General features: G+C 60.8%; 13 protein-coding genes. 7 read left to right on the forward strand and 6 right to left on the reverse strand.

Translation table 11 applies throughout. The features are described from left to right. The first annotated feature begins 1 nt into the window (after position 1). From alr to BM074_RS00665, 5 genes are all read left to right on the forward strand, one after another. Positions 2 to 1,168: an alanine racemase gene (alr, locus tag BM074_RS00645; RefSeq protein WP_091919069.1), complete on the forward strand. Its 1,167-nt coding sequence runs from the start codon at positions 2 to 4 to the stop codon at positions 1,166 to 1,168. Further along, positions 1,168 to 2,568 (forward strand): DNA repair protein RadA, encoded by a 1,401-nt coding sequence (gene radA, locus BM074_RS00650; RefSeq protein WP_027229809.1) that lies wholly within the window; start codon positions 1,168 to 1,170, stop codon positions 2,566 to 2,568. The genes alr and radA overlap by 1 nt, the downstream gene beginning before the upstream one ends. A 41-nt stretch (positions 2,569 to 2,609) precedes the next feature. Then, positions 2,610 to 3,209: a CvpA family protein gene (locus BM074_RS00655; protein WP_027229810.1), complete on the forward strand. Its 600-nt coding sequence runs from the start codon at positions 2,610 to 2,612 to the stop codon at positions 3,207 to 3,209. A 138-nt stretch (positions 3,210 to 3,347) separates the two neighbouring features. Further along, positions 3,348 to 4,841, forward strand: a complete 1,494-nt coding sequence (purF, locus tag BM074_RS00660) for an amidophosphoribosyltransferase (RefSeq protein WP_091919071.1) — start codon at positions 3,348 to 3,350, stop codon at positions 4,839 to 4,841. A gap of 12 nt (positions 4,842 to 4,853) precedes the next feature. Then, positions 4,854 to 5,606 carry an SDR family NAD(P)-dependent oxidoreductase gene (locus BM074_RS00665; RefSeq protein WP_091919073.1) on the forward strand — a complete coding sequence of 251 codons (753 nt, stop codon included), beginning with the start codon at positions 4,854 to 4,856 and terminating at the stop codon, positions 5,604 to 5,606. 296 nt (positions 5,607 to 5,902) lie between these two features. On the opposite strand, the gene pssA is transcribed toward BM074_RS00665, so the two are convergent. The 5 genes from pssA to BM074_RS00690 all read right to left on the reverse strand — a co-directional run bounded on the left by pssA (position 5,903) and on the right by BM074_RS00690 (position 11,183). Further along, on the reverse strand, positions 5,903 to 6,751 hold the full coding sequence (gene pssA / locus BM074_RS00670; protein ID WP_051614487.1) for a CDP-diacylglycerol--serine O-phosphatidyltransferase: 849 nt from the start codon (positions 6,749 to 6,751) through the stop codon (positions 5,903 to 5,905). Positions 6,752 to 6,760: 9 nt separating this feature from the next. Continuing rightward, positions 6,761 to 7,492 carry a phosphatidylserine decarboxylase gene (locus BM074_RS00675; RefSeq protein ID WP_280139071.1) on the reverse strand — a complete coding sequence of 244 codons (732 nt, stop codon included), beginning with the start codon at positions 7,490 to 7,492 and terminating at the stop codon, positions 6,761 to 6,763. Positions 7,493 to 7,585: 93 nt separating this feature from the next. Then, positions 7,586 to 9,397: an ABCB family ABC transporter ATP-binding protein/permease gene (locus BM074_RS00680; protein ID WP_244532758.1), complete on the reverse strand. Its 1,812-nt coding sequence runs from the start codon at positions 9,395 to 9,397 to the stop codon at positions 7,586 to 7,588. A 71-nt stretch (positions 9,398 to 9,468) separates the two neighbouring features. Beyond that, the gene (locus BM074_RS00685; RefSeq protein ID WP_228018711.1) at positions 9,469 to 9,807 is read right to left on the reverse strand and encodes an ArsR/SmtB family transcription factor; all 339 of its coding nucleotides are present in this window, start codon (positions 9,805 to 9,807) and stop codon (positions 9,469 to 9,471) included. A 122-nt stretch (positions 9,808 to 9,929) separates the two neighbouring features. Continuing rightward, a complete protein-coding gene (locus BM074_RS00690) occupies positions 9,930 to 11,183 on the reverse strand; it encodes a LysM peptidoglycan-binding domain-containing protein (protein WP_091919080.1) in 1,254 nt (417 codons plus the stop codon). A 177-nt stretch (positions 11,184 to 11,360) separates the two neighbouring features. On the opposite strand from BM074_RS00690, the gene BM074_RS00695 reads away from it, so the two are divergent. Both BM074_RS00695 and BM074_RS00700 read left to right on the forward strand, forming a co-directional pair. After that, a complete protein-coding gene (locus BM074_RS00695) occupies positions 11,361 to 11,966 on the forward strand; it encodes an LOG family protein (protein ID WP_091919082.1) in 606 nt (201 codons plus the stop codon). Positions 11,967 to 11,987: 21 nt separating this feature from the next. Then, on the forward strand, positions 11,988 to 12,989 hold the full coding sequence (locus BM074_RS00700) for a CorA family divalent cation transporter (protein ID WP_091919084.1): 1,002 nt from the start codon (positions 11,988 to 11,990) through the stop codon (positions 12,987 to 12,989). Here the strand turns inward: BM074_RS00700 and rarD are convergent. Then, entirely contained in the window at positions 12,986 to 13,873 is an 888-nt protein-coding gene (gene rarD, locus BM074_RS00705; protein WP_091921340.1) for an EamA family transporter RarD, read from the reverse strand. The two genes, BM074_RS00700 and rarD, sit on opposite strands and share 4 nt — an antisense overlap. Positions 13,874 to 14,003 lie beyond the last annotated feature (130 nt).

Consider the following 14,003-nt stretch of genomic DNA (forward strand, 5'->3'; position numbering starts at 1 on the left):
TTTGAACATCAAGACCAATGTGACCACGACCGGCGCCGACCCGCGGCTGGCCGGCGGGCGTCTGACCATCGACCTCGATGCCCTCATTGCCAACTGGCAGCTGCTCGCGGAGAAATCGAAGCCAGCCGAAACGTCGGCCGTGGTCAAGGCCGACGCTTATGGGCTCGGGATCGTGCATGTCGTGCCCGCCCTTTGGCAGGCTGGCTGCCGCAGCTTCTTCGTTGCGCTTGCAGAAGAAGGTTTGCGGGTCAAAGCTGTTGCCCCGGATGCGCGCGTCTTCGTCCTCAACGGATTTTTCGAGGGCGCATTTCCCGCCTACGAGCAATCGGACCTCATCCCGGTTCTCGGATCGCCCCACGAAATCGAGCTTTGGGAGCGCGCAAATTCTGGTCGTCCCGAGCCGCTGCCATTCGCCTTGAATGTAGATACCGGCATGAATCGCCTCGGGCTGACGGTTGACGAGGCGCTGGCATATGCCGCAAGGCCCGGCGCACCCGCCCCGGTGCTCCTGATTACCCATCTTGCGGCGGCCGACGACACAGCCCATGCCTTGACGGCCAAGCAATTTGAATCATTTCAAAAGCTTCGAGCCGCTTTCAAAGGCATTCAGTCAAGTATCGCCAACTCGCCCGGCGTCTTTCATACCTTGCATACGGGCTTCGATTTGAGTCGCCCAGGCGTTGCCCTGTATGGCGGCGAGCCGCTCTCCGGCGTTGCCAATCCGATGCGTCCCGTGGTGACGGTGGAGGCGCGCATCGTACAAATCCGTAACGGCCGCAAAGGCGAGACGGTCGGTTACGGCGCCACCGCGACGCTCGAGCGCGATACGCGGATTGCGATCTGTTCGGTCGGCTACGCCGATGGCTACCTCCGCTCGGCCTCGGGAAGCGGCGTGCCGTTGCGCGGCGCTGTCACCAAGGGCGGCGAAGGGTTCATCGCTGGTCAGAGAGTGCCCGTGATCGGCCGCGTCACCATGGACCTTACCTCATTCGATGTGACGGATCTTCCGTCAGACGCCGTAAAGCCCGGGGACTTCATCGAACTGATCGGCGCCAACATTGCGCTGGATGAGGCCGCGCGCGCCGCCGGCACCATTGGCTATGAGATGCTCACCAGCCTCGGCAATCGCTATCACCGCCGCTATCTTTATTCGGGAAAGCGTAGCTGATGGCCAAGGCCCGGGTTCAATTCATCTGCCAGAACTGCGGCGCTGTACATTCACGCTGGGCGGGGAAGTGCGACGAATGCGGTGAGTGGAACACGCTGGTCGAGGAAGGCACCTCCGGCGGGATCGGGAGCGGCCCGGGACGCCTTTCGGCCCGCAAGGGGCGAGCCGTCGCCCTCACCAGCCTCTCTGGCGAGATCGAGGATGCGCCGCGTATCCGCTCCGGGATCGGCGAACTCGACCGAGTGACTGGCGGTGGATTCGTACGCGGTTCCGCCATTCTCGTCGGCGGCGATCCCGGTATCGGCAAGTCCACATTGCTGACACAGGCGGCAGCAGCGCTGGCGCGGCGTGGCAACCGCGTGGTCTACGTCTCGGGCGAGGAGGCGGTGGCGCAGATCAGGTTGCGCGCGCAGCGCCTCGGCGCTGCGGACACCGATGTGCAGCTAGCGGCCGAGACCAATGTCGAGGACATTCTGGCGACTATCGCCGATTCGAAGCGCCCCGACCTCATCATCATCGACTCGATCCAGACCCTTTGGACGGACGCGGCCGATTCGGCGCCCGGCACGGTGACGCAGGTACGCGCCGGCGCACAGGCGATGATCCGCTATGCCAAGCAGACCGGCGCCGCCGTCGTTCTCGTCGGCCACGTGACCAAGGAAGGCCAGATTGCCGGTCCGCGCGTCGTCGAGCATATGGTCGATGCCGTGCTCTATTTCGAGGGCGAAGGTGGCCATCACTACCGCATCCTGCGCACGGTGAAGAACCGCTTCGGACCCACTGACGAGATCGGCGTCTTCGAAATGTCCGACCGCGGCTTGCGCGAAGTTGCGAACCCATCCGAGCTTTTTCTCGGCGAGCGCAACGAAAAATCCCCGGGCGCAGCGGTGTTTGCAGGCATGGAGGGCACGCGCCCGATCCTCGTCGAGATCCAGGCGCTGGTTGCGCCGTCGACGCTCGGAACACCGCGGCGCGCGGTCGTCGGATGGGACGGCAACCGCCTGTCGATGATTCTCGCCGTGCTCGAAGCCCATTGCGGCGTTCGGTTCGGCCAGCACGACGTTTATCTGAACGTCGCCGGCGGTTATCGCATTACTGAACCGGCCGCTGATCTCGCCGTCGCCTCTGCGCTGGTTTCCTCTATCGCCGGTATTGCCCTTCCGGCCGATTGCGTCTATTTCGGCGAAGTCAGCCTATCGGGCGCCGTGCGTCCGGTTGCACATGCTGTACAGAGACTGAAAGAAGCAGATAAGCTTGGCTTCAAGCAGGCGGTTCTTCCCAAGGGAAGCAACGATGTTGCCAAGAACGGCAATGCCGCTCTGACCGAAACGGCTTCGTTGCCGGACCTTGTGGCCCGGATCGCGGCTTCGGGACCAGGCAAGAAACAACGCGCAGACTGACCGGATGGGGCCATCGGGCAGTGACATGGGGATGAAAGTAAATGCCGATTACGTTGCTTGACGGAATTCTATTGGGCATCACCCTCGTATCGGCGGTCCTCGCCATGGTGCGCGGATTTTCGCGCGAAGTGTTGTCGGTTGTTTCCTGGGCAGCGGCGGCAGCGGCCGCCTATCTCTTTTACAAGCCTGTTGTTCCCTTCCTTACCCCGTACATCAGCAACGACACCATCGTGCAGATTGCAGCGGCGGGCCTTGTCTTCGTCGTCACGCTGATCGTCGTGTCTATTATCACCATGAAGATTGCCGATTTCATCATCGACAGCCGCATCGGCGCGCTCGACCGCACGCTCGGCTTCCTGTTTGGCGCAGCGCGCGGCATACTTCTCGTTGTCGTCGCCATGCTGTTCTTCAACTGGCTCGTGCCGGAAAACCAGCCAGCCTGGGTTGGAAACGCCAAATCGAAGCCGATGATCGACCAGCTTGGCGCGAAACTTGTCGGCCTTCTGCCGGAAGATCCCGAATCGACCATCCTGAAGCGGCTGAAACCCGGCACGACCGCGCCGGAAGCATCGCCCGACGCGACGACTGCGCCGGAACCGAAGGAAGATATCCCGCCGGAAGGTGGTGCGACAAACCAGTGACTTGGAGTCTTGGCGCTTATACACCATATAGGGGCTTCGATTGACACGTGGACGCGGGTCCTGCCCTGTTAGTCGATTGCCTCCTATGGCATAATACGAATTAGGCTCAATTGAATCTGCGGCGAAAGGCTGGCGGTAATGACCGACATTTCTCGTGACGATACCCAATTGATGTCCCTCGATGACGACACACTGCATGAAGAGTGCGGTGTGTTTGGCATTTTGGGGCACACCGATGCGGCCACGCTGACGGCGCTCGGATTGCATGCGCTGCAGCACCGCGGGCAGGAAGCTGCCGGTATCGTTTCCTACGACGGACGCCAGTTCTGCTCGGAGCGGCGCATGGGCCTTGTCGGCGATCACTACACCAACCCCGCCACGCTTGCCCAGTTGCCGGGCGACAGGGCCATCGGCCATGTGCGCTATTCGACGACGGGCGACACGGTTCTGCGCAACGTGCAGCCGCTCCTCGCCGAGCTTGAAGTCGGTGGCATCGCCATCGCCCATAACGGCAATTTCACCAATGGCCTGACCCTGCGCCGCCAGTTGATCGCCGACGGTGCGATCTGCCAGTCGAATTCCGATACGGAGGTCGTCCTCCACCTTATCGCGCGCTCACGCCATGCCTCGTCCAGCGATCGCTTTATCGACGCGATCCGCCAGATGGAAGGCGGCTATGCGATGCTTGCCCTCACCCGCACCAAGCTGATTGCCGCGCGTGATCCGATCGGCATCCGCCCGCTCGTCATGGGCGAACTCGACGGCAAGCCGATCTTCGCATCCGAGACCTGCGCGCTCGACATCATTGGCGCGAAGTTCATCCGCGACGTGGAGAACGGTGAAGTCGTCGTTTGCGAGATCCAGCCGGACGGCTCGATCAGCATCGACGCCTTCAAGCCCCAGGCTCCGAAGCAGGAGCGGCTCTGCCTGTTCGAATATGTGTATTTCGCCCGTCCCGACTCCGTCGTCGGCGGCCGCAACGTCTATACCGCGCGCAAGAACATGGGCATCAACCTTGCCAAAGAAGCGCCGCTTGAGGCTGACGTCGTCGTACCGGTTCCAGATGGCGGCACACCCGCCGCGATCGGCTTTGCCCAGGCCAGCGGTATCCCGTTCGAGCTCGGGATCATCCGCAACCACTATGTCGGACGCACCTTTATCGAGCCGACGCAGTCGATCCGCGCTTTCGGCGTGAAGCTGAAGCATTCGGCCAATCGTGCCGTCATCGAAGGCAAGCGCGTCGTTCTCATCGACGACTCGATCGTGCGCGGGACAACGTCGGTCAAGATCGTGCAGATGATCCGCGATGCCGGGGCGAGCGAAGTTCATATACGCGTCGCGAGCCCGATGATCTTCCACCCGGATTTCTATGGCATCGACACGCCGGACGCCGACAAGCTTCTCGCCAACCAATACGCCGATCTCGACGCCATGTGCCGTTACATCGGCGCGGATTCGCTGGCGTTCCTGTCGATTGACGGTCTCTACAAAGCCGTCAGCGGCCAGCCGCGCGATTCCCGTACGCCGCTGTTCACCGATCACTATTTTACTGGCGACTATCCGACCCGCCTTCTCGACAAGGATGGTCCGAGCAACGTCCACAAGCTCTCGCTTCTCGCAAATAACGGTTGAGTTCACGACACAATGATTTCTGACGGCAGTTTCCGGCTGGACGGCAAGCTTGCGCTTGTCACTGGCGCATCCCGCGGCATCGGCTATTTTCTGGCGAAGGATCTTGCCGCACGCGGCGCCCATGTCATCGCCGTCGCCCGGACAGTCGGCGGGCTCGAGGATCTCGACGACGAGATCAAGAGCGCGGGCGGTAGCGCGACGCTGGTGCCGCTCGACCTGACCGACTTGCCGGCCATCGACCGGCTTGGCGGCTCGATCCACGAGCGTTGGGGAAAGCTCGACATCATGGTTGCGAACGCCGGTTTCCTCGGCACGATATCACCGATCGGCCATGTGGAAGCGAAGGTGTTCGACAAGCTGATGGCGATCAACGTGTCGAGTGTATGGCGCCTGATCCGCACCACCGATCCGCTCCTGAAGCTCTCGGATGCCGGCCGTGCGCTGTTCCTTTCCTCGGGGGTCGCCCACACGGCGAGAGCCTACTGGGGTCCCTATGCCGCTTCCAAGGCCGCGGTCGAAGTAATGGCGCGCAGCTGGGCCGAGGAGACGCGCCAGACGCGCCTTCGTATCAACTCGGTCAATCCCGGCGCAACGCGCACGGCAATGCGCGCCCAGGCAATGCCCGGCGAAGATCCGGAAACCTTGCCGACGCCGGACGACGTTGCCGCCCAGATCGCGCTTATGCTTGACCCGGCACTCGATGTCACCGGCAAGCTCTATGACGTGCGCGAAGGCAAGCTTCTGAGCTACAACGATCCGAGCTAGCGTAGCCGTATCGGTCGAGCAGGCGTTGTTTGCAATTTCTGCCGACTCGAGCACGGCTCTTGCGAGAAGCCATGATTGCGGTCTTGGCGACCATTAACATCGTTCTGCCGGAAGGTGTTTGATTTCACATCATCCTCCTCTCAGCCGTTATCCTCGGCTTTTTACCCGAGGACCAAGCTTCGTTTTGCGTGATCAACAGCGTCCAAGATAGATCCTCGGGACAAGGGCCCGAGTATGACGGGGGTGAGACCGGATGACGGCAAGCTAGGCCCGAGTAACGGCCGAAAACCCGAACCTCACGACGATGCGGCTTCGGCCTCGTTGTTTGGAGAAGCTGTGGCGGCGCTGAGTGCATCCGCCGCTTCGAAGCGCTTCCAGGCGCGTGTGCTGAAAGGCAGGCTGATGAAGAAGGCGATCGTCGTCAGTGTCAGCGTCTGCCATGTGTAGCTCATCAGGAACGCAACGTAGACGACGATGAACAGGAAAATCGGCATGACCCAGTCGGAGCGCAGCTTTGTACCCGCCGCCTTGCCGCTATAGACGGGCAGACGGCTGATCATCAGGCTGGCGACAATCACGGTGTAGGCGGCCGCCCCGAAGGCGACAGCCCGCGTCGGGGCAAGACCGAGAAAGCCGAGATAGACCGGCAGCATTACCAGAAGCGCTCCGGCGGGTGCTGGCACGCCTGTAAAGAAGTTCTTTTGCCAGGCGGGCTGGCCTACGGCATCGAGCATGACGTTGAAACGGGCAAGGCGCAGGCAGCAGGCGATGCAATAGAGCAGCGCCGCGATCCAGCCAAAGGACCGCGCCTGATCGAGCATATAGGCATAAAGCACGAGGGCCGGCGCAACGCCGAAATTGACGATATCGGCGAGCGAATCCATCTGGGCGCCGAAATTGCTCGAGCCCTTCATCATACGGGCAATACGTCCGTCAATGCCGTCGAGAAAGGCGGCAAGCAGCACCATGGCGACGGCAAGTTCGAAGCGATTCTCGAAGGCGAGCCTAATGCCTGTCAGCCCGGCACAGATGGCAAGCACAGTGATCACATTCGGGACGAGATAGCGCAGCGGAATGCGCCTGCCCCGAGGTTCGTGTGCCCGAGGCTTGTCGTCAAACAGCGGATCGGATTCGATGTCGTTCATGCCGCAACCTCAGCTGATCCGCACCAGCGGCGCGCTCGCCGCCCCGCCGAATTCCGCGATGACGGTCTCGCCGCCAACCGCCATCTGGCCAATTGCGACGCGGGGGGTAAAGCCCTGGGGAAGATAGACGTCCACTCGCGAGCCGAAGCGGATGAGCCCGAAACGCTCGCCGATCGACAGCGCGTTGTTCTCGTCAGCCCAGCACACGATGCGGCGCGCAACCAGCCCGGCGATCTGCACCACGGCGATCTCGCCATTCGGGCTTTCGATCAGGAGGCTGTTGCGCTCGTTCTCGGCGCTCGCCTTGTCGAGCTCGGCATTCAAAAACTTGCCCGGCTTGTGAACGATCTTCTTGATGCGTCCGCGCACCGGAGCGCGGTTGATGTGACACGAGAAAACGTTCATGAACACGGAAATGCGCGTCATCTCGCCGGTGCCGAGGCCGAGTTCGCGTGGGGGCACGGCTGGGCCCACCGCTGAAACAATTCCATCCGCGGAGCTTATGACCAGCTTGTCGTCGATGGGCGTCACGCGCTGCGGATCACGATAGAAATAGATGCACCAGGCCGTCAGCACGAAGCCGATCCAGAACAACGGCTCCCAGAAATAGCCGAGAATGATCGTCGCACCGGCAAAACCGGCGATAAACGGATATCCCTCCCGATGAATCGGCACAAATGTATTGCGGATGGTATCGACAAGGCTCATTCGTTGCTTCCTGCTGGTCCCGGTAACGCACACGCGAAACCCAAGGCGCGCCAATGCGTTTCGCGCGTTACTTATCGGAGATTGGAGGCCGGGGCAAACGCTTCGCTCGCCAGTTCACTGAAACCGCTATGCTGCCGGCTCGCCGCGCAGGACCACGCCAAGGTCGTCTTCCTCGCGCACACGGCGCAGCCGCTCCTCGGCCTCGGTGGCTTCGCGCTGGCGATTCCACATGGAAGCATAGAGGCCGCCGCGGGCAAGCAGCGTCAGGTGCGTGCCACGCTCGGCAATCACGCCATCCTTGAGGACGATGATTTCATCAGCGCCGATGACAGTCGAAAGACGATGGGCAATGACCAGCGTTGTGCGGTTGCGGCTGACAAGATCGAGCGCCGACTGGATTTCATGCTCCGTGGCGCTATCAAGCGCCGACGTCGCTTCGTCGAGGATGAGAATGGGCGGAGCCTTCAGGATCGTCCGGGCAATGGCGACACGCTGTTTTTCGCCGCCGGAAAGCTTCAGCCCACGCTCGCCGACCATCGACTCGTAGCCGTCCGGCAATGTCTGAATGAACGGACCGATCTGAGCAAGTTCAGCGGCGTTGCGCATTTCCTCATCGCTTGCTGCGATCCGGCCATAACGGATATTATAGGCAATGGTGTCATTGAACAGCACCGTATCCTGCGGCACCATGCCGATCGCGGCGCGCAGGCTTTCCTGCGTAACGTCGCGAATATCCTGCCCGTCAACGCTGATCGAGCCGCTCTGGATATCGTAAAAGCGGAAAAGCAGCCTGGAAAGGGTCGATTTCCCCGCACCGGAAGGCCCGACAATAGCAATCGTCTTGCCGGCCGGCACCTCGAAACTGACGCCCTTCAGGATGGGGCGCTTCGGGTCATAGGCAAAGTGAACATTGTCGAAGCGAACGGAACCGCGCTCGATGTCAAGCGGCCGCGCGTCCGACCTGTCCTGGACTTCCTGCTCCACATCCAGAAGATCGAACATCTGCTCGATGTCGGTCAGGCCCTGGCGCACCTCTCGATAGATGAAGCCGATGAAATTGAGCGGGATCGACAGCTGCATCAGCATGGCATTGATGAAGACGAAGTCGCCAAGTGTCTGTGTGCCGGCGAGAACCTCCCTGCCGGACATGATCATCATCACCGCCATGCCGGCGCCGAAGATGACGGCCTGACCGAAGTTGAGCCAGCCGAGCGACGTCCAGATGCGGGTCGCCGATACTTCATAACGCGCCATCGCTCCGTCGAAGCGCTTGGCCTCCATGGCCTCGTTGCCAAAATATTTGACCGTCTCGAAATTGAGCAGCGAGTCGATCGCCTTGGAGTTGGCGTCCGTATCGGAAGCGTTCATGTCGCGGCGTATGCCGATGCGCCAATCGCTGGCACGGACGGTAAACCACGTATAGAGCCAGACCGTGGCAACGACCACGGCGACATAGGAGAAACCATAGGTTACGGCGAAGATTACGGCCGTCATGAGGAATTCAAGGATCGTCGGCGCCGTGTTCAGGATCGTAAAGCGGACAATCGTTTCGATGCCTTTGGTCCCGCGCTCTATAATGCGCGAAAGGCCGCCCGTGCGCCGTTCGACGTGGAAGCGCAACGACAAATCATGCATATGCACGAAGGTCTTATAAGCAAGTTTTCGCACGGCGTACTGGCCGACGCTGGCAAACAGCGCGTCGCGCAACTGGTTGAGACCTGCCTGGACGATACGGGCCAGATTATAGGCCGCGACCAGCATAAGCGGGCCAACGAGCAGAGCTGGCACGAGGTCCGAGGGCTCGAACTTGCCATTTAAGGCATTGGTCGCCCATTTGAAGAAATACGGAACAAGGATCAGAACGACCTTGGAAATGACGAGATAGACCGTGGCCCAGATCACGCGCATGCGCAGGTCCGGCCGCTCCATCGGCCACATGTATGGCCAGAGATTGCGTATGGTCTGGAGTGTCTTTCCAGAGTCGGCGGAAACGGTCTTGTTGGCCACTTTTATTCCTTGTGGATCGCGGGGTGCAGCGAGGCACGGCCCCGAACCATCCCTTCATCGGAACAGCAAAGGCTCGCCATGTCGCTGACAAACGCGGCAACGGTGACGAATGCATCCGGATTGATACTGTAGTGCGAGCTCTGGCCTGAGGGCTGATAGCGGACAAGGCCAGCTTCGACGAGAATTTTCAGATGCTGCGAGACCGTCGACTGCGCAAGGTCAAGCTGCGCGACGATATCCTTGCAACAGGAGCGGTCGAGACAGGCGAGCTGCCGAACGATGCGCAAGCGCGCCGGATGAGCAAGCGCGGCAAGGATCCGGGCGGTTTCCGCGTCCGACAAAGAGCGTTCAAACGGATTGGTACAATTCATCGTCCATCGGCGATAAACGATATAAATTTCCAAAGCAAGCCGAATAGTAAAAACGCTATTCCGGCTTGAGGTGCCGGAATAGCGCAATCATGTCACTCGACAGCCGATTTTTCCTGATCCGGCAAGGTGAAGACCTGACCGGGGAAGATCTTGTTCGGGTTGCGGATCTGCTCCTTGTTGGCAAGGTAGATCGTCGTGTAGCGAACGCCCGCGCCATAGGTGCGGCGGGAAATCCGCCAGAGATTGTCGCCCCGGCGAATGATAACCGAACCGTCGACATTCTTGAGCGGCGCCTCGCTGTTCTGCGCTGCCGGATCCGTGCCTTGCGGAACGGCGCCGGTGGCGCTGTCGCCGGGCGTGGCATCAGCAATCGCTGCGACGCGTTCGCCCGCCTCACGTTTGAACGGTACTGCCGCACGCGCGATTATGGTCATGCCATCCCGGCCCATCATTTCGGCGCGGATAATGTAATCGCCGACAGCAAGCTCCTGCACCGTCTGCAGCAGGAAGCGGCCATTTGGCGCCGTCTTCGTCGTTCCAAGCGGATCGTCATTGGCATAGAGCTTGACTGTCGAGCCTGGCTCCGAGGTGCCGGCAATGAAAATCTTGTTGCCCTCGATCTCGACAGCCTCGACGGCGACGAGAGCCCTCTCGGCGGGCGTGGCGGGCTTGTCGCCGGCCGGCGAGGAGGCGGTCGCCGTTGCCGTCTGCGCTTCGGCCGGTGCAGCTGGTGTCGTGGCTTGCGGCGTCGTAATCATGCGGCTCGGTTGGCCAGATTGCTCGACGAGCGCCAGCACCTGTCCGGACTTGTTTTCGGGTATGGAGACAATGGCGGTCTCAAGCGATGTCAGCGCGCTGCCATCGGGCAGTGTCGAGCGCAGCACAAGCTGATAGTCGCCGGGTTTCAACGGCGTATCGAGGGCGATGACGAAGTCGCCGGTATCTGTCGCCTTGCCGGTGCCGACGATCTGCGATCCAGACAAAAGATCGACTGTAGCGTTCTTTGCCGCCTTGCCGGCAACAACGATCGATCCGGAGGGTTCGACGCGGAGAATGTCGAAGGTGGGTCCGCTCGAAGTTATCGTCGCTTCGCCTTGCGGAACCGAAGCGTCCGGCTGGGCAGCGGGCGCGTTGGCCGCAGGGAGCGTCGGGCTCTCTACCTTGGCCTCTTGTTGCGGGGCCGGTGCTGGTGCAGCGGCTGGCTGCTGTGTCTGTGCAGGACTGGTCGCAAGCGCTACGGGTTTGTCAGAAGTCGGCTCACCTGGCAGCAACGCCACGACAGCGGCGACGAGCCCAGCGGCAACGACAGTACCGAGCCCCAAAACCGCAATTTTATTCTCGAACATCGTTCCCCATTCCTATTGTTCTCTTTTTGGTCTAGCGCCTTTTCGCCGATGCTACAAGAAAACCCTTTAGATTCAGGACTAGTCTTTAGACTTATCAAGAACAAATCTGGGGTAGCAAACTTTTGTCGCATTACTACTGCCTTGACGTTTGGCGATGCAGGAGGCACCACTCGTCGCATGAGCAAGATTCGATCCATCTGTGTCTATTGCGGATCCTCGCCGGGCCGCGATCCGATCTACAAGCAAAGCGGCAGGCTGCTCGGCAAGTCGATTGCCGCACATGGGCTTGAACTCGTCTATGGCGGCGGCACCAAAGGCATCATGGGCGCGGTTGCGGACGGCGTCATGTCCGCGGGCGGTCGGGTGACCGGCATCATCCCCAAATTCCTGATGAACAAGGAAGCCACCGAACACGCGCTTGGCCAGCTTTCCGAACTGATTGTCACGGAAGACATGCACGAGCGCAAACACAAGATGTTCGAGCGCTCCGACGCCTTCGTCACGCTGCCCGGGGGCATCGGCACGGTCGAGGAGATCGTCGAGATCATGACTTGGGCCCAGCTCGGGCGGCATCGCAAGCCGATGGTCTTTGCCAATGTCAACGGCTTCTGGAATCCGATGCTTGCGCTCATCGACCACATGAAAGCCGAAGGGTTCGTGCATACGTCACATTTGGTCAATCCTCTTGTGGTAGAAAACCCGGATGAGATCGTGCCGGCGATCCTCAACGCCGCTGCGCGAGGTGACCGGGAAGGCGATGAGTCGATCATCGAACGGATGTAGCTACGGAAAAGGGATCGATAGGTGGATACGAAGGCCTTGGATCCCAACAGCAAGCAACTCGCCAGCGACGACTTTGTCATAAGCCACGCATTCGGTGCGGATGGCGCGCTTATCCCGCATCCTGGCGCTTCCAATCCTGCCATATGGACGTGGAAAAGCTATGCGCTGGCCGATGCAAGAGCACGGCGCAGCCTCGAAACCGACGCTACCCTGCCCGAAGCGGTACGCGAGGTCCTGCTTGCCTCCGGCGACCAATGCCAGATCAATTTCGATGATGGCTGGTTATACGGCGAATTGCCCGATCTCCAGCATGAGCACTACGGCGATCCGCGCGAGCTCGGCTATTTCCGCTTCGCCTTCAATGATGGGCTCTTCATCAGCGCGCGGCGCCATCCGCTGCAGTCGGTCGATGACATACGCCAGGCGATAGGCCGGGGCAAAATCCGGCTTCCATCGCCGCTCACCCTGTTCAATGCGGTTTTCCGGCGTTTCCTTGAACTGCTCAAGGCGGAAATTGCCGAGCTTTCGGAAACGCTCGATTCGATCGAGGATCACATTGTCGGCGAGAACTGGCAGGGCGAACGGGAGCGGCTGGTGCCGGTGCGGCGGCAGATCGTGGTCTTCCACCGCTATCTGACAGCGGCGATCAGCCTGTTCCGCCATATCGACCATGCCGACCGCAGGGCTCTGCCTGAGGAGTTGGACGACCTCATCGAGGCCCTGTCGCGGCGAGCCGAAACCCTGCATGCGGAGGGTGACCAGTTGCAGCAGCGCGCTCGGTTGCTGCAGGACGAACTGATGGCCAAGCTCACCGACCAATCGAACCAGTTCCTGTACGTTTTGTCGGTGATGACCGCTGTTCTTTTGCCGAGCACGGTCATCAGCGGGCTTTTCGGGATGAATACCGGCGGGCTACCGCTTGCAGAAAGCGCGCACGGTTTTTGGATCATCGCTTTCATCGCGCTCGCGATTTCCGCGGCGGTTTATCTGATTGTGCGCAGGATCGGCGGGAACAGGTGTTAAGCCGCCTTCACCTTGCGGGCTTGCTGCAACATCGACCACGTATAGATGGCAAGCGCCGTCCAGATCAGCGCAAAGGCGAGGAACTGGATATGCGAGAAAGGCTCGCCGAAGACGAAGATGGCGCTGAGGAAGACGATCGTCGGTGCGATGTACTGCATCAGTCCGATCGTCGTATAGCGCAGCAGCTTGGCGCCGAATGCATAAAGGATGAGCGGCACCGCCGTTGCCGGACCGGCGAAGAGCAGAAGGCCGACGTCGTGGGCGCTGCCATTGAAGAAGTGGCTGGTGCCCTGCGAGACGGTCCAGGCGATGAAGGCGAGCGAAGGCACCGACAAAAGCAGGACTTCAAGCATGAAACCCTGCGTTGGGCCGATCGGCAAAGTTTTGCGGAAGAAGCCGTAAAAGCCAAAGCTGAAGGCTAGCACCAGCGAAATCCAAGGCAAGCCGCCAGAATAGACCGTCAAAAGGAGAACGGCACAGGCGGCGAGCCCGACCGCCACGGCCTGCGGCTTCGACAGGCGCTCGCCAAGGAAAATGCCGCCGAGCACGACATTCACCAGCGGGTTGATGTAGTAGCCGAGCGCGGTATCGATGGCGTGGCCGCTGCCGATCGCCCAAACATAGGTTCCCCAGTTGAGCGTGATGAGCGAGGCCGTCAGCATCGCCATGAAAAGCATCCGGGGCGTCGTCAGCGCGACCTTCAGATCGCCGAACAATCCGAGCCACCACAGCAGCAGCGCGGCGATGGGTACCGACCAGATGATGCGATGCGCCACCACTTCCAGCGCCGGCATATGGGCAACCGACTTCAGGTAGAACGGAAGGACGCCCCAGAGCAGATAGGCCGAGAGCGCAAAGATGAAACCCTTCTTCCCGTCGGACATGCCGCCTGGACCTTCGGTTGTGACAAGGCCAGCGGTCACGGCGCGATTGGAAGCTATCTGTTCAGTCATGATGCGCCGACTCCTAGTCCTCGCTTCCCGGCGCGTCCATTGAATTCGGCTGATCGATACA

This window comes from Phyllobacterium sp. CL33Tsu, assembly GCF_900113985.1.
GTDB classification, from domain to species: domain Bacteria; phylum Pseudomonadota; class Alphaproteobacteria; order Rhizobiales; family Rhizobiaceae; genus Phyllobacterium; species Phyllobacterium pellucidum.